Raw genomic sequence first — 15,259 nt, 5'->3', positions numbered from 1 at the left:
CATCATGGTCAATAACGATCGCCTGCTGATCCAGATTCTTTTGCTGACGCTGTTGGGCGCGGCCCTGTGGGTGATGGCGCCGTTCATGTCGGCGTTGCTGTGGGGCGCCATCCTGGCGTTCGCCAGCTGGCCGCTGATGCGCTTGCTCACCCGCGTACTGGGTGGCCGCGAAACCCTGGCGGCGAGCCTGCTGACCACGGCCTGGATCCTCATCGTCGCACTGCCGCTGGTGTGGCTGGGTTTCAACCTGGCCGACCATATCCGCGATGCCACGGCCTTCGTGCGCGATATCCAGGTCGATGGCTTGCCCGATGCCCCGGCCTGGCTGGCCAACATGCCCTTCGTTGGCGAGCGGCTGGTGCACTGGTGGGAGTCGTTGGACCAGCAGGGGGCGGCCCTGATCGCCTCGATCAAGCCGCACCTGGGGCAGGTGGGCAACTGGCTGCTGCTGCGCAGCGCGCAGATCGGCAGCGGCGTGCTCGAGCTGACCCTGAGCCTGGTGTTCGTATTCTTCTTCTATCGCGATGGCCCACGGCTGTCGGCGTTCGTGCTGCGCCTGCTGCATCGCCTGGTGGGCGAGCGCGCCGACTACTACCTGGAGCTGGTGGCTGGCACCGTGCAGCGGGTGGTCAACGGTGTGATCGGTACTGCGGCGGCACAGGGCCTGTTGGCGCTGATCGGCTTCCTCATCGCCGGTGTGCCGGGGGCGATCGTGCTGGGGCTGGTGACCTTCATGCTCAGCCTGATCCCCATGGGCCCGCCGTTGGCGTGGATCCCTGCGACCGGCTGGCTGGTGTGGAAGGGCGAGTATGGGATGGCGGTGTTCCTCGGCATCTGGGGCACGTTCGTCATCAGTGGCGTGGACAACGTGCTCAAGCCGTACCTGATCAGCCGCGGCGGCAACCTGCCGTTGGTGATCGTCTTGCTCGGGGTGTTCGGTGGGTTGCTGGCCTTCGGCTTCATTGGCCTGTTCATCGGGCCCACCCTGCTCGCCGTTGGCTACAGCCTGTTGCTGGACTGGAGCCGGAATGCCGAGCAGGCCAAGCCGCATCTGTGACCGAGGCCTCATCGCGCAAAACGCGATGAGGCCTGCAGCCGATCAGTACTTCCAGGTCACCGACGCCGTCAGGTTGCGCGGCGCACCATAGTTGGTGGACCCCGCCGACTGGTACAGCGACAGCAGGTACTTCCTGTCGAACACGTTGTTCAGGTTCAGCGAAGCGCTCCAGTTGGCATCGAAGTCGTAGCTGCCCATCAGGTCGACCAGCGCATAGGCCTCCTGGCGAACGCGGTGGTTGCCATCGGCTTCGGTCGCGCTCTGCCATTGCACCCGGGTACCCACGCGGGCCTGCGGCATGCCCGGCAGGCGATAGGTCACGCTGCCGCGCACGCTGTGGCTGGGCACGTAGCGGCGGGTCTTTTCGCCATCGCCATCCTCGATGTGCACATAGGTGTAGCCGGCGGCCAGGTCCAGGCCGGGCATGGCTTCGCCGGAGGCTTCCAGCTCGATGCCGTGGCTCTTGTTGTCCTCACCCCGGTAGGCGTACTGGCCACCGATGATTTCGCCGGTGGTCACCGCCACGTTCTGTTGCTCGGTCTTGAACAGCGCCGCGCTGACGGTGAGGCGATCTTCGAGCAAGCTGCCCTTCACACCGACCTCGGTGCTCTTGCCTTCGAGCGGTTCGATCACGCCACCGGCGGTGCTGCGCAGGTACTGCGGCTTGAAGATCTCGGTCCAGCTGGCGTACACACTCCACTGCTCGGTGAGGTCATACACCAGCCCAGTGTAGGGCGTGACCTTGCCGTGCACGCGGGTGTCGTGGGCCGAGCCGTAGCCCATGCCTTCGCCATCGGCGCTGAGCATGCGGGCGCCGGCAATCCAGTGCAAGTCGTCGGTCAGGCTGAAGCGGGCACCGGCATACAGGCTTTTCTGGCGGTCGGTGAAATGCTGGGTGTTGAGCTCGTCGGTGTAGTCGAAGGGCGGCTTGACCACGTTGCCAGCCAGGGCATCTTCCAGGTCGACGATCTGGTAACCGTAGACGTTGTAGTAATGGCCGCGCTCGTCGTGGCGGCTGCGGCCGTAATTGGCGCCCAGGGTCAGTTCATGTTCGCGGCCGAACAGCGAGAACGGGCCGGACAGCTGCGCTTCACCAGTGTACTGGTGCTCGGTACTGGTGGTGCGATTCATGTAGGCATAGGCGGTGGTGGCCGTGGCCGGGATGGCGTACAGCATCTGGGTATCCTGATGCTGGTTGGTCCCGGTGACGCTGAGCTTGCCCTGCCAGCCGCCGCCGAAATCATGCGCCCATTCGGCGAACGCTCGCTGGGTCTGGATGTTCCAGTAGGTCCAGGGTTGGCCGATGCTCGAGCTGCGGCTGCTGTAGTGGATCGGGTTGCCGGCATAGTCGGCCATGGGCAGCGCGCCCCAGGTGCTGCCGTTGGAGTTGCTCTTCTGCTCGGAAAACCCCACGGTCAGGGTGTCGGCGTCGCTCAGGTCGAATGCCAGCAGGCCAGCGGCCACGTTGATTTCGTGGCTGTATTGATCGAGGTACGAGTTGCCCTTGTCGTGGGCATAGATGAAGCGGCCGCGGACCTTGCCATTGTCGGTCAGCGGGCCGCCGACATCGAAGGCCAGACGGCGGTTGTCCCAGGAACCGACGCTGGTATCGATCCGCGCCTGGAAGGTTTCGGTCGGCCGCTTGCGCACGAAGTTGACCGTGGCCGACGGGTTGCCGGCACCGCTCATGAGGCCGTTGGCGCCGTGCAGCACGTCGATCTGCTCGAATTCGGCCAGGTCCTGGTCGCCCAGCAATACGCCGGACGAGAACGGCATGCCCATGCCGTCGTATTCGAAGTTGTCGATGGTGAAACCGCGCGAGGTGAAGGCGGTGCGATCGGTCTCGAACTGCTCGACGGTGACCGTGGGCGCATTGCGCAGGGCATCCTTGACGCTGTTGAGCTTGAAGTCGTCGATTTGCTCGCGGGTCACGCTGGAGATCGCCTGCGGGGTCTCGCGGTCGCTCAGGCCCAGGCGGGTGGTGCTGGCGGCCGGCTTGGCCTGGTAGCCGACGCTCTGGCCGGTGGCCTGCGCCAGTTGGTACTGGATCTGGGTCGGCGCGAGGTTCACCGTGCCGTCCGCCTGTGCGCTGTCGCTGGGTACCAGGTACAGGGTGGCGGCATCGGTACGGGCGAAGTTGTAGCCGCTGCCTCGCAGCAATCTGGCCAGGCCCTCTTCGGCGGAGTAGCTGCCGACCACCGCAGCGCTGCGCAGGCTGGCATCGACGTTGCCGTCGAGCAGCACGTTCTGCCCGGATTGCTGGCTGAACACCAGCAGCGCCTGGCGCAGGGGCTGGGCGGGGATGTTCAGTTGCAGTTTCTGCTGCGCGCTGGCGGCAGCCGGGCCGGGCGCGGCATTGGTCTGGACGGCGCCGACCAGCAAGCTGCAGGCAAGTGCTGCGCTCAGTGCGCTGCGCTGCCAGCGCGGGTGAACCAGGTGATGCGGGTTGAATCGAGTGGCCATTCAGGCGTGCCCCATGCAATGCAGATATGCGAATAACTCTCAGTGCCGTTAAGACGCATGGGGCTTTTGAATTTCTGATGGCAAATGGAAAAATTCTTACGCGGGATAGAGCAGGGTGACCAGATCGGTGTAGCGAGAGGTGCGCACGGCAAGGGCCCGGGACAGTACATCGAGCATCTGTTCGGGCTGTTCGAGGTTGAGGATCAGGCTCACGCGACGAGCCGCGAGCTGCTTGTCCATGATGAAGATGCGGCCTTCGCGCCAGCGTTGCAGTTCCTCGACCACGCCTTGCAGCGGCTCGTTGAAGAACACCAGGCGGCCGCTGCGCCAGGCCAGCATCTGCTGCAGTTCGGCGCGCTGGATCTCGCCTGTGGAGGCAGCATCGAAGCGCAGCGACAGGCCTTCTTCCAGGTCCGTCTGCTGGCTGGCGCTGATCACCTGCACGCGCTGGCGGTTGACGGCGACCAGGGCCGAGTCGTTTTCGCACGACAGGCAGAACTCGCCCTCGGCGGTACGCAGTTGCCCGGCCTGGGTCCGCACGCTGAACTCACCGGCGCTGCTAGGGCGCACGGTGAAGAACGCCTGGCCATGCAACAGCTCGACATTGCGCCGGGTGGGCGAGAAGTCGAGGTTCAGCGCCGTATGCCCGGCCAGTTCCACGGTCGAGCCGTCCGGCAGGCGTTCGATGCGCCGCTCGCCCACCGCAGTGCGCAGGTCGGCGAACGGCGAGTCCATGCCCTTGAGCCAGAAGGTGCCGCTGGCCACGCTGACGGCCGCCGCGCTGGCGGCGATGCCCAGGCCGACGAAGCGCCGCCGCGACAGCCGGCGTGGCGCCGAGGCCGCCACGGTGGCCGGTTGCAGCAGCAGGGCAGAAGCGCCCCAGAGGTTTTCCAGCTCGGCATAGGCCTGGGCGTGACGCGCGTCGGCCGCCAGCCAGGCAGCCCAGGCCTGGCGTTGCTCGGGCGTCGGCGCGCCGCCGTGGAACAGCGCGAACCAGGCGCTGGCCTGGTGATCGATGTCATCGTCGTTGGCGGCAGTGTTGGAAAACGGCGGTTCGGAATTCATGGGCTCAACGCTTGACGACGGGACAGGGCAATGGGGCAGGCCGGGCTTCACCGCGACATGCCCTGTTTCAGCAACTCCAGCGCCTTGACCATGCGGCTGTAGGCCGTTTTCGGCGAGATGCCGAGGCGCGCGCCGATGTCGGCGTAGGTCATGCCCTCGACCCGCACCATGAGGAATACCTCGCGGCAGGGCGCGGGCATATTCTGGATGACATTGTTCAGCACGGCCAGTTGTTGGTTGGCGATGGCAGCCTGTTCCAGCGTTGCGCTTGGCTGCGCGACAGCATTGGCCTCGTCCGAGTCCAGCGACTCGCTCTTGCGATGCTGCTGGCGGCGGGTGTAGTCGATGAACAGGTTGCGAGCGCTAGAGAACAGGTAGGCGCGCACGTTCTCGATGCGGCTGCGGCCCAGTTGCTCGGAAAGGCGAATGAAGGTGTCCTGGGTCAGGTCGGCCGCCGTGTCCTTGCAGCGCAGGCGACGGTCCAGGTACTCCTGAATCTCCTCGCGGTGGGCGAGGTAGAAGGCCTTGAGATCTGAGCCGGACATGGGGACACCTTAGAGGGCATACGGACGAGCGCGGGAAAATACCATAAATGAGAATTGTTTTGATTGATGTTTTTTTGGGGCTGGATTTTTGCGGCTGTCCTCTCGGGCCTTTTCGCGGGTAAACCCGCTCCTACAGGCTGTGCATACCCTGTAGGAGCGGGTTTACCCGCGAAAGGGCCGTGACAGACTGCAGAAAAGCGCCGTTTTTACGCATTCTTTATTTCCACTCCACCCCCCGACCTAGTTCCTTTACACCGAGTCGCCGGAAAATTCCCCCACAGCGGCCCACGCCGTCCCCAAGGGAATTCATTCATGCACAGCTACGACTACGCACTGCTGCTGGCGTTCTTCGCCCTCGTGCTGCTACCGGCCCCCTGGCTCGGGCGTTTCTACTACAAAGTCATGGAAGGCCAGCGTACCTGGCTGACGCCGCTGCTCGGCCCGCTGGAGCGGAGCTGCTATCGCCTGGCCGGGGTGCAGGCCGACCAGGAACAAGGCTGGAAGCAGTACACCCTGGCCCTGCTGGCCTTCAACCTGGCCGGTTTCGCGCTACTGTTCGCCGTGCTCCTGCTGCAAGGCTGGCTGCCGCTCAACCCGCAGCACCTGCCCGGCCTGGAATGGTCGCTGGCCTTCAACACGGCAGTGAGCTTCGTCACCAACACCAATTGGCAGGCCTACAGCGGCGAGGCCTCGGTCAGTTACCTGAGCCAGATGCTCGGCCTGACCGTGCAGAACTTCGTCAGCGCCGCCACCGGCCTGGCCGTGCTGGTGGCGCTGTGCCGGGGCATCGCCCGGCGCTGCGCCGCCACCCTGGGCAACTTCTGGGTCGACATGACCCGCGCCACGCTCTATGGCCTGCTGCCGTTGTGCCTGCTGCTGGCGCTGTTGCTGGTGTGGCAGGGCGTGCCGCAGACCTTCGCCGACTATGCCCATGCCGTGACCCTGCAAGGCGCCGAACAGACTATCCCGCTGGGGCCGGCCGCCAGTCAGATCGCCATCAAGCAACTGGGCACCAACGGCGGCGGCTTCTTCGGCGTCAACTCGGCGCACCCGTTCGAAAACCCCACGGCGTGGAGCAACCTGTTCGAGGTGGCGGCGATCATCCTGATTCCGGTGGCCCTGGTGTTCACCTTCGGCCACTACGTCAAGGACTTGCGCCAGAGCCGGGCGATTCTCGCCTGCATGCTCGGCCTGTTCCTGCTGGGCGGGGCGGCCGCGCTGTGGTCGGAGCACCAGCCCAACCCCGCGCTGGCCAGCGCCCAGGTCGAGCAGGGCGCGCCGCTGGAGGGCAAGGAAAGCCGCTTCGGCACCACCGGATCGGTGCTGTGGACGGTGACCACCACGGCGGCTTCCAACGGCTCGGTCAACGCCATGCACGATAGCCTCAACCCCCTCACCGGCATGGTCGCGATGGTCAACATGATGATCGGCGAGGTGATCTTCGGCGGTGTCGGCGCCGGGCTCTACGGCATGCTGCTGTTCGTGCTGATCGCGGTGTTCCTGGCCGGCTTGATGATCGGCCGCACGCCGGAGTACCTGGGCAAGAAACTGCAAGCGCGCGAGGTGCAGTTGCTGGTGGCGACCCTGCTGGTGATGCCGGTCGGCGTGCTGTTGCTGGGCGCCATCGCTGCCAGCCTGCCGGGCCCTGCGGGCGCGGTGAGCAATCCGGGCGCCCATGGCTTCAGCCAGCTGCTCTACGCCTATACCTCGGGCACCGCCAACAACGGCTCGGCGTTCGCCGGTTTCGGTGCCAACAGCGTGTTCCACAACCTGATGCTCGGCCTGGCCATGTTGATCGGGCGTTTCGGCTACATCCTGCCGATCCTCGCCCTGGCCGGCAGCCTGGCGGCGAAGAAGAGCGTGCCCCAGGAGCTGAACAGCTTTCCCACCCATGGCCCGCTGTTCACCACCTTGCTATTGGTGACCATCCTGCTGGTGGGTGGCCTGACCTTCCTGCCGACCCTGGCCCTGGGGCCGGTGGCCGAACACCTGAGCCTGGGTTTCTGAGGAACCGACCATGAACATGCCCATTCCCGAAGTCAAATCCGCCCATGGCGGCAAGGACCAGACGGCTTTCGCCGCGCTCTGGCGCCCGGCCCTGGTACAGGCCTTCGTCAAGCTCGACCCACGTCAGCTCAAGCGCTCGCCGGTGATGCTGGTGGTGGCCTTGACCGCCGTGCTGACCACCGTGCTGTGCTTCAGCGCAGGCAGTGACGTGAGTACCGGCGTTGCCGTGCAGATCACCCTGTGGCTGTGGTTCACGGTGTTGTTCGCCAACTTCGCCGAAGCCCTGGCCGAAGGCCGTGGCAAGGCCCGCGCCGACAGCCTCAAGGCCGGCAGCCGGGGGCTGATGGCCCAGCGCCGGCTGCACGACGGCCGCTTCGAGGCCGTCGCCGCCAGCGAACTGCGCAAGGACGATGTGGTGCGTGTGGTGGCGGGCGAGATGATCCCCGGGGACGGCGAGGTGCTCGAAGGCATCGCCGCGGTCAACGAGGCGGCCATCACTGGCGAATCCGCGCCGGTGATCCGCGAGTCCGGCGGTGACCGTTCGGCCGTCACCGGCAACACCCGGCTGGTGTCCGACTGGTTGTTGATCCGCATCACCAGCAACCCTGGCGAATCGACCCTCGACCGCATGATCGCCCTGGTCGAAGGCGCCAAGCGGCAGAAGACCCCGAACGAGATCGCCCTCGATATCCTGCTGGTCGGGCTGACCCTGATCTTCCTGATCGTGGTGGCCACCCTGCAGCCGTTCGCCCACTTCGTCGGCGCCAGCTTGCCGCTGATCTTCCTTGCCGCGCTGCTGGTGACGCTGATCCCCACCACCATCGGCGGCCTGCTCTCGGCCATCGGCATCGCCGGCATGGACCGCCTGGTCCGGCTCAACGTCATCGCCCGTTCCGGGCGAGCCGTAGAGGCCGCCGGCGACGTGCACACGCTGATGCTCGACAAGACTGGCACCATCACGTTCGGCAACCGCCGTTGTACCGCCTTGCACGCGGCGCCGGGCGTGACTGCTCGGGAGTTGGGGGAGGGCGCCTTGCTGGCCTCGCTCGCCGACGACACCGCCGAGGGCAAGTCGATCGTCGACTACCTGCGCCAGTTGCACGACTTCGTCGAGCCTTCTGCCGGGCAGTTCGATGGCGTGGCCTTCAGTGCCGAAACGCGGCTGTCGGGGATCGACTTCCAGCAGCACCGTTACCGCAAAGGCGCGGTCGATGCGGTGCTGGCGTTCGTCGGGCTGCAGCGCCTGGAGATGCCGGTCGCGCTGGCCCGTGAGGTGGAGCGCATCGCCCAGGGCGGCGGCACGCCGCTGCTGGTGTGCGTCGACCAGCGTCTGCTCGGCGTGATCCACCTCAAGGACGTGGTCAAGCCCGGTATTCGCGAGCGTTTCGCCGAACTGCGCAAATTGGGTATCCGCACGGTGATGGTCACCGGCGACAACCCATTGACCGCCGCCGCGATCGCCGCCGAGGCGGGCGTTGACGATGTGATTGCCGAAGCCACGCCCGAGAAGAAGCTGGCGCGCATTCGCCAGGAGCAGAACGAGGGGCGCCTGGTGGCGATGTGTGGCGATGGCGCCAACGATGCCCCGGCGCTGGCCCAGGCCGACGTGGGCATGGCGATGAACGATGGCACCCAGGCGGCGCGCGAGGCGGCCAACATGGTCGACCTGGACAGCGACCCGACCAAGCTGCTGGATGTGGTGCAGGTCGGCAAGGAGCTGCTGGTGACCCGTGGTGCATTGACCACGTTCTCCATCGCCAATGACGTGGCCAAATACTTCGCCATCCTGCCGGCGCTGTTCGCCGCCATCTATCCGCAACTGGACGTACTCAACCTGATGCACCTGGCCAGCCCGCAGAGCGCGATCCTTTCGGCCATCGTGTTCAACGCACTGATCATCATCGTGCTGATTCCGCTGGCGCTGCGCGGCGTGCGGGTGCAGGCGGCGAGTGCCGCGCACCTGTTGCGACGCAACCTGCTGATCTACGGCCTGGGCGGCATCCTGGTGCCGTTCGCCGGCATCAAGCTGATCGACCTGCTGCTTACTGCCCTGCACCTGGTCTGAGGAGGCCACCATGAACGCTTATGTACGCCCGGCGCTGAGCCTGCTGGTGTTGATGACCCTGGTCAGCGGCGTGTTGTATCCGCTGGCGGTGACCGGCGTCGCCCAGCTCGCCTTCCCCGAACAGGCCAATGGCAGCCTGGTGCGCGATGCCCAGGGCCAGGTCCGAGGCTCGGCGCTGATCGCCCAGGATTTCCAGGGCGATGGCTGGTTCCATTCGCGGCCTTCGGCGGGCAGCTATGCGACTGTGGCCAGCAGCGCCAGCAACCTTGCGCCGAGCAATCCGGCGCTGGCGCAAAGGGTCAAGGGCGAGGCTGCGGGGCTTTACCAGGCTGCCCTGGGGCCGGTGCCCCAGGGCCTGCTGACCACCTCGGGCAGTGGCCTTGACCCGCATTTGCCACCGGAGGCCGTGGCCTACCAGATCCCCCGAGTGGCGGCGGCCCGTCGGCTGCCGGAGGAGCGCTTGCAAGCCTTGCAGGAAGAGGCCACCCTCCATCCATTGATCGGGCCACCGGTGGTCAATGTGCTGGCGTTGAACCAGGCCTTGGAAGCCCTGGGCAATTGACAGGTAGGAGCGTGTTGTTGAAATTGGCGAACAACTGGAATGAAACATGAATGACTCCACCCGCGCCGATGCGCTGCTGGCTACCCTCCCGCGCAGTGGCCGTGGCCGGCTCAAGGTGTTTCTCGGCGCCGCCCCCGGCGTGGGCAAGACCTACGCCATGCTCCAGGCAGCGCACGCCCAGCAGCGTCAGGGCGTGCAGGTGCTGGCCGGGGTGGTCGAGACTCACGCCCGGGCCGAGACCGAGGCGCTGCTCGCCGGCCTGCACCAGCAACCCCTGCTACGCAGTGATTACCGTGGCGTCACCCTCGAGGAAATGGACCTCGACGGCCTGCTCAAGGCCACCCCGGCCCTGGCCCTGGTCGACGAACTGGCCCACACCAATGCCCCCGGCAGCCGCCACGCCAAGCGCTGGCAGGACGTCCAGGAACTGCTCGCCGCCGGCATCGACGTGTACACCACGGTCAACGTCCAGCACCTGGAAAGCCTCAACGACAAGGTACGTGACATCACTGGCGTGCAGGTGCGCGAAACCCTGCCGGACTGGGTCCTGCAGGAAGCCTACGAGTTGGTGCTGATCGACCTGCCGCCACGCGAGCTGCTCGAACGCCTGCGCGAAGGCAAGGTGTACGTGCCGGAGCAGGCACGGTCGGCGATCGATGCCTTTTTCTCGCAGACCAACCTCACGGCATTGCGCGAGCTGGCCATGCAGACCGCCGCGGCCCAGGTCGATGCCGACCTGGCCCAGGGGTACCGCCAGCGCGGCGAAGAGGCCCCGGCCCTGCGCGGGCGTCTGCTGGTCGGCGTGGATGGTGACGAGCAGGCCGAACGCCTGGTGCGCCATGCCTGCCGTGTGGCCCAGCGTCGCCACCTGCCGTGGAGCCTGGTCCATGTCGACAATGGTCGGCTGCGCGACGAAAACGCCCGCCAGCGCCTCCAGGCTGCCCAGCAGCTGGCCGAACGCCTTGGCGGGGAAGTGGTGCTGTTGCGCGCCGGCGAAGTGGCGCACACGTTGATCCAGCACGCCGCCGAACGCCGTGCCAGCCTGGTGCTGGTCGGCCAGTCACGCGATCGCCTGTACCGGCGCCTGTTCAACGCCGGCGTGGCGGCACGCCTGCTGCGCGAGAGCCACGGCCTGGAAATCAACGTGCTCGACCGCGACGACCAGGCACCTGCGGCCAGGGCCACGGTCAGCCGGGTGTTGGCGTGGCGGCATTACCTGCTGGCGCTGCTGGCCACTGGCCTGGCGGCGGGTCTCGCCTCGGCGGTGGCCAGTGCGCTGGCGTTGCCCAACATCTCGCTGGTGTTCCTTGGCGCCGTGCTGCTGGTGGCCGTGCGCAGCAGCCTCGGCCCGGCCCTGGCCTGCGCGGCGATGTCGTTCCTGGCCTACGACTTTCTGTTCATCCCGCCGCATTTTTCCTTCAGCATCCAGCGTGAAGAGGATGTGCTGACCCTGGTGTTCTTTCTGCTCGTGGCGACCTTGACCGGCAACCTGGCCGCCCGCCAGCGCCGCCAGTTGCAAGCCCTGCGCGAAACCCAGGCGCAGACCAGCCAGTTGCTCGACCTGTCGCGCCGGCTGACCGTGGCCACCGACCGCCAGGCCGTGTTCGATGCTGCCGGCCAACACCTCGGTGGCTGGCCGGATGTGCACGCCAGCCTGTTCGAGCGCAACCGCGAAGGCCAACTGCAGCTCGCCAGCGGCGAGGCCCAGGCCCTGAGCGACAATGAACGCGCCGCCGCCGAGTGGGCCTGGCAGCATGGCCAGGCGGCCGGCCTGGGTAGCGATACCTTGCCCAACGGCCGCTGGTGGTGGTGGCCGCTGGCTGTCGACGACCAGCCACTGGCGCTGCTCGGCGTGCGACCGCGCTCTGGCGAAGCGCTTGGTGCGCCGCGCCGGCGCCTGCTCATGGCCCTCGGCCAACCCCTGGCCCAGGCCCTGGCCCGCGCGCGCCTGGCCGAGCAGTTGGAAGCCGCGCGCCTGCACGGCGAAACCGAGCAACTGCGCAGCGCCTTGCTGGCATCGGTGTCCCACGACCTGCGCACCCCATTGACCGCCATGCGTGGCAGCATCGACAGCCTGCTGGCGCTGGGCGAGGCGATCCCCGCCGACGACCGTCGCGAGCTGCTCGAAGGCACACGCAACGAGGCCGAACGGCTGGACCGCTACATCCAGAACCTGCTCGACATGACCCGCCTCGGCCATGGAGGGCTCAAGCTCGCCCGCGACTGGGTGGCCCCCGCCGACATCGTCGGCAGTGCCCTGAACCGCTTGCGCGTGGTGCTGGCGCCGCTGCACGTGCACACCGAGGTGCCTGCCCAGCTGCCGCTGCTGTTCGTGCACGCGGCGCTGATCGAGCAGGCACTGGTCAACGTGCTGGAAAACGCCGCGCGCTTTTCGCCGGCCCAGGGTCGCTTGCACTTGCAGGTGTCGGTGCACGGTGAGCAACTGCAGCTCGCGGTCAGTGACGAGGGGCCGGGCATTCCTGCAGACGAGCGCGAGAAGATCTTCGACATGTTCTATACCGCCGCCCGCGGCGACCGGGGCGGGCAGGGCACCGGCCTCGGCCTGGCGATCTGCCAGGGCATGATCGGCGCCCATGGAGGGCAGATCCTGGTGGCTGACGGCATCGATGGTCACGGCACCTGCATCACTCTATGCTTGCCGCTGCCCCAGCAACCCGAAGCCGAAAGCGAAAGCCCATGAACCCGCCCGCCACCCTCCTGGTCATCGATGACGAACCGCAGATCCGCAAGTTTCTGCGTATCAGCCTGAGCTCCCAGGGCTACAAGGTGATCGAAGCCGCCACCGGTGGCGAAGGCCTGGCCCAGGCCGCGCTGGCCAAGCCCGACCTGGTGGTGCTCGACTTGGGCCTGCCGGACATGGACGGCCAGCAGGTACTGCGCGAACTGCGCGAGTGGAGTGCGGTGCCGGTGATGGTGCTGTCGGTACGCGCCAGCGAAGTGCAGAAGGTCGATGCGCTGGACGGCGGCGCCAACGACTACGTGACCAAGCCGTTCGGCATCCAGGAATTCCTCGCCCGGGTGCGTGCGCTGCTGCGCCAGGTGCCACAGGCCGGCGGCAGCGAGGTGGCGGCGAGTGTCGGGCCGCTGCGGGTCGACTTCGCCTTCCGCAAGGTGACCCTCGACGGCGTGGAGGTCGCGCTGACGCGCAAGGAGTATGCGTTGCTGGCGCAGCTGGCCGGGCATCCGGGACGGGTGATCACCCAGCAGCAACTGCTCAAGGATATCTGGGGGCCGACCCATGTCGACGATACGCACTATCTGCGCATCGTTGTTGGGCATCTTCGGCAGAAGCTGGGGGATGATCCGACGGCGCCGCGGTTTATCGTGACCGAGGCGGGGGTGGGGTATCGGTTGGTGGCGCCGGGTTCTTGAGCAGTGATGGTGAGGTCCTTCCAGGTGTTCGTGATTGTCTGGTGTCCTCAACCGAATCTCTGATCTTCACCATGGACAGGACAGTGATAGCGACAGCCTTCATGGGCGTTTTCTTATACCAGGCTTGATGGGGGCTTCTTCGAAGGCTTCCGCAGGCGCAGGAGCTGCGCGGACGTTGAATGTGCGGCAGAGCAGGTACCAGCAGACGGCGAGGGAGAAGTTGTAAGGGAACAGCACGGCCCAGAAAGGGAGTTGCCAGTTTTTCTTGCCTTGCATTTCGCCGGGCTCGCCGGTACGCCAGGGGGCATAGTGGCGCCAGGCTTCTGCTGGGGTGAGGCAGATGGCGTGCAGCGGTCTGTGCCACCAGTTCGGTTCGCCAGGGGGCGGGAGTTTGTCGGGGCCGTGGTCCATGAAGTGGCGCAGGTATTCCCAGACTTCGGCTACGTGCTTGATGTCGGGGTCGGTGGGTTCGTTGCTGTCGATCCAGAGGCAGTCTTTTTGGTGGAGAGTGCCGTCTGCGCGAAGGGGCGCGAATGCTAAGGCGTAGCTGGTGCTGTAAGATGATCCTCCGAATTCTCGACGTACAAATTGCGCGCCTTCTATTTTTTGCCAGTCGAAAATTATTAGGGTTTTTATTCGCTTATAGTAGATTTTTTTCGTATGCCGGTTCAGATAGAAGCCTGAAAGAGTTTTAATGAAAAATACTCGGTAGATGAGGAAGGGCACGAAAACCAAAGGGGTGGAGGCTAACATCGCCGTGAAGACGTAAGCTCCCTCTTGTGAGTAGTTTCTTGCAGGGTCATAGAGGTGGGGGTAAGTATATAAGATCACACCCAGAGTCATTGCGAGATATAGTTTCCCCATGAATACAGAGTCAGCCACCCAAGGGTTTCGTAAGCTAAGTACGTGTTTGTTAATGCAATAGAGTTGTCCGGTGGTTTTTGGTGGGTAGTGGGTCGCTATAGTTGGCTTGAAGAGCTTGAAGATTGCCATTATGTTATTTTTCCAGTGTTAATGATCTTGTTGATGTAGTGTCTGTGGAGAGTCCTTGGTTTGGGTGGTAAGTTATTGTTAGTGTCGCAGATTGCCATTTTGAAGCGTCGTGCTTTATGTTTAATACAAGTCCTGCCGGTGTCATGGCGCAGGCGGGGGAAATTTCTATTTCTCTATCACTGCCTCTAAATTTTAAGACTCCGGACCATTTGCTCTGTCCTAGAATGTAATCTCGCAGTAGAATCGTGAATTCTACAGCTGAGTTGCTGCCAGGCACGTTGTTTGAAACGATATCGGTCCAGTTAGGTGGGCTCCACGCGTTGCTATCGCGCCACTCGCTGGAGAAGCTCTTTAAACCTAGGGACTTTGAGTTCTCGCTGGACAGCAGTAAAGGCGCATAGGTCTCTATATGCCACGCCTTTAGTTCTTCGATCAGGTTCAGGTAACTCGGAAGCTTTAGATTGCTATCTAGCTGCATTTTTGGACGCGATTCTCCATCGTTTTTTCTTGTCCCAAAAATGCTTCTGGCGGCCCAGAGCTCTAACGGGGTGTGGATTCGTTCGTTTGCTTTCGAGTGAAGATAAACTCCTCCTATTATCAGCACCGCCCCCACTAGCACGACACCCGCAGCAGCCCAGCCGGCAAAAGGGATGACGGACGTCGCTCCTGCGATGGCTAAAGCACCCTCTAACGCAAGCACGGATCCAGTCGCAACTGTGAATCCCCCGCTTATGGTGTATTTGCTTGCCAAAGAATCACCGTTTCGTTCTTGGCGCATGCCTTTTGAAATGTCACTAAATAATCCCAAGAAGATGGTCGGATAGCCAGAGAGTCGTGCAAATAAGTTGCTTGCTAAGAAGCCTATAAAACTATTTCCAAACGCCATTCCGGGCGCCGTTGAACTCAGCCTCAGCATCAGCGCCTTTTGCGTTGCGCGCGCGCTGACCAACGTCGCCGAAGCGGCTCCTATGACCCCAAAGATCGAAGCGGCGAACCCGGTCGTATACTCCGGCGCATTGCTGGTCTGCAGGCTGTTATAGGCGGACTTGAGCGAGATGACGTTGAACCAAAGCATGGCGCCGTTCAAAGCGCCTCCGCCTCCTGAGGTA

At 64.6% G+C, this 15,259-nt stretch carries 10 protein-coding genes and 1 pseudogene; 6 read left to right on the top strand and 5 right to left on the bottom strand.

All coding sequences use genetic code 11. The features are described from left to right. Positions 1 to 4 precede the first annotated feature (4 nt). Positions 5 to 1,057, top strand: a complete 1,053-nt coding sequence (locus IAE37_RS19985; protein WP_201176281.1) for an AI-2E family transporter — start codon at positions 5 to 7, stop codon at positions 1,055 to 1,057. A gap of 42 nt (positions 1,058 to 1,099) precedes the next feature. Here the strand turns inward: IAE37_RS19985 and IAE37_RS19980 are convergent, their stop codons facing one another. The 3 genes from IAE37_RS19980 to IAE37_RS19970 form a co-directional block, all read right to left on the bottom strand. Beyond that, positions 1,100 to 3,520, bottom strand: coding sequence for a TonB-dependent siderophore receptor (locus IAE37_RS19980; RefSeq protein WP_201176279.1), 2,421 nt, complete (start codon positions 3,518 to 3,520; stop codon positions 1,100 to 1,102). Positions 3,521 to 3,616: 96 nt separating this feature from the next. Then, on the bottom strand, positions 3,617 to 4,585 hold the full coding sequence (locus IAE37_RS19975) for a FecR family protein (protein ID WP_201176278.1): 969 nt from the start codon (positions 4,583 to 4,585) through the stop codon (positions 3,617 to 3,619). A 47-nt stretch (positions 4,586 to 4,632) separates the two neighbouring features. Further along, on the bottom strand, positions 4,633 to 5,130 hold the full coding sequence (locus IAE37_RS19970) for an RNA polymerase sigma factor (RefSeq protein WP_201176277.1): 498 nt from the start codon (positions 5,128 to 5,130) through the stop codon (positions 4,633 to 4,635). Between the two features lie 312 nt (positions 5,131 to 5,442). On the opposite strand from IAE37_RS19970, the gene kdpA reads away from it, so the two are divergent. The 5 genes from kdpA to IAE37_RS19945 are packed head-to-tail and all read left to right on the top strand — an operon-like array spanning position 5,443 to position 13,157. After that, the gene (gene kdpA, locus IAE37_RS19965; protein ID WP_201176276.1) at positions 5,443 to 7,137 is read left to right on the top strand and encodes a potassium-transporting ATPase subunit KdpA; all 1,695 of its coding nucleotides are present in this window, start codon (positions 5,443 to 5,445) and stop codon (positions 7,135 to 7,137) included. A gap of 10 nt (positions 7,138 to 7,147) precedes the next feature. Next, a complete protein-coding gene (kdpB, locus tag IAE37_RS19960; RefSeq protein ID WP_201176266.1) occupies positions 7,148 to 9,202 on the top strand; it encodes a potassium-transporting ATPase subunit KdpB in 2,055 nt (684 codons plus the stop codon). A 10-nt stretch (positions 9,203 to 9,212) separates the two neighbouring features. Then, positions 9,213 to 9,764 carry a potassium-transporting ATPase subunit KdpC gene (gene kdpC / locus IAE37_RS19955; protein WP_201176264.1) on the top strand — a complete coding sequence of 184 codons (552 nt, stop codon included), beginning with the start codon at positions 9,213 to 9,215 and terminating at the stop codon, positions 9,762 to 9,764. 46 nt (positions 9,765 to 9,810) lie between these two features. Continuing rightward, entirely contained in the window at positions 9,811 to 12,465 is a 2,655-nt protein-coding gene (locus IAE37_RS19950) for a sensor histidine kinase (RefSeq protein WP_201176262.1), read from the top strand. Next, entirely contained in the window at positions 12,462 to 13,157 is a 696-nt protein-coding gene (locus IAE37_RS19945) for a response regulator (protein WP_201176260.1), read from the top strand. The genes IAE37_RS19950 and IAE37_RS19945 overlap by 4 nt, the downstream gene beginning before the upstream one ends. A gap of 99 nt (positions 13,158 to 13,256) precedes the next feature. Here IAE37_RS19945 and IAE37_RS19940 read toward each other — a convergent pair whose 3' ends face one another. Both IAE37_RS19940 and IAE37_RS19935 read right to left on the bottom strand, forming a co-directional pair. Continuing rightward, positions 13,257 to 14,150, bottom strand: a complete 894-nt coding sequence (locus IAE37_RS19940) for a DUF6708 domain-containing protein (RefSeq protein ID WP_201176258.1) — start codon at positions 14,148 to 14,150, stop codon at positions 13,257 to 13,259. 4 nt (positions 14,151 to 14,154) lie between these two features. Beyond that, positions 14,155 to 15,259, bottom strand: a pseudogene (locus IAE37_RS19935) (T6SS effector BTH_I2691 family protein); the annotation flags it as partial.

This window comes from Pseudomonas sp. S31, assembly GCF_016648105.1.
Lineage (GTDB): Bacteria > Pseudomonadota > Gammaproteobacteria > Pseudomonadales > Pseudomonadaceae > Aquipseudomonas.
Note: the sequence above shows the minus strand (reverse complement) of the source record. Positions and strands in the feature narration are given on the sequence as shown.

Bases quoted from the DNA above. Each gene is read 5' to 3' on its own strand.
- IAE37_RS19985 (WP_201176281.1), top strand. From the start codon at position 5: ATGGTCAATAACGATCGCCTGCTGATCCAGATTCTTTTGCTGACGCTG.
- IAE37_RS19980 (WP_201176279.1), bottom strand. From the start codon at position 3,520: ATGGCCACTCGATTCAACCCGCATCACCTGGTTCACCCGCGCTGGCAG.
- IAE37_RS19975 (WP_201176278.1), bottom strand. From the start codon at position 4,585: ATGAATTCCGAACCGCCGTTTTCCAACACTGCCGCCAACGACGATGAC.
- IAE37_RS19970 (WP_201176277.1), bottom strand. From the start codon at position 5,130: ATGTCCGGCTCAGATCTCAAGGCCTTCTACCTCGCCCACCGCGAGGAG.
- kdpA (WP_201176276.1), top strand. From the start codon at position 5,443: ATGCACAGCTACGACTACGCACTGCTGCTGGCGTTCTTCGCCCTCGTG.
- kdpB (WP_201176266.1), top strand. From the start codon at position 7,148: ATGAACATGCCCATTCCCGAAGTCAAATCCGCCCATGGCGGCAAGGAC.
- kdpC (WP_201176264.1), top strand. From the start codon at position 9,213: ATGAACGCTTATGTACGCCCGGCGCTGAGCCTGCTGGTGTTGATGACC.
- IAE37_RS19950 (WP_201176262.1), top strand. From the start codon at position 9,811: ATGAATGACTCCACCCGCGCCGATGCGCTGCTGGCTACCCTCCCGCGC.
- IAE37_RS19945 (WP_201176260.1), top strand. From the start codon at position 12,462: ATGAACCCGCCCGCCACCCTCCTGGTCATCGATGACGAACCGCAGATC.
- IAE37_RS19940 (WP_201176258.1), bottom strand. From the start codon at position 14,150: ATGGCAATCTTCAAGCTCTTCAAGCCAACTATAGCGACCCACTACCCA.